We start from the raw sequence: 232 nt of genomic DNA, 5'->3' as shown, positions 1-232 counted from the left end.
ACTGCCTTATGACGTAACTTCGCAAAGTGTCCTTTTAATAGAGCAAATACGTATTGGTGCTATTAACAGCAAACACTCGCCCTGGATGCTTGCATGTATTGCCGGTATGAGCGATGGCAGCAGCGCTTTGGAGAGTGTAGTAAAAACAGAAGCCTTTGAAGAGGCTGGGCTTGAGCTTACAGAACTTGAATTTATGCTTTCTTACCTATCAAGTCCGGGAGGCACCACAGAG

Annotated in this window: 1 protein-coding gene; it reads left to right on the top strand. The window is 45.7% G+C overall.

Annotated features, from left to right (window positions below):
- The coding region (locus tag CWC17_RS19255; RefSeq protein ID WP_502704925.1) for an NUDIX hydrolase at positions 1–232 on the top strand (232 nt) is incomplete at both ends.

The organism is Pseudoalteromonas sp. S3785, assembly GCF_005887365.1.
Taxonomy (GTDB): Bacteria; Pseudomonadota; Gammaproteobacteria; order Enterobacterales; family Alteromonadaceae; genus Pseudoalteromonas.
The sequence above is the reverse complement of the archived record's forward strand: the minus strand, read 5'-3'. Positions and strand labels throughout refer to the sequence as shown.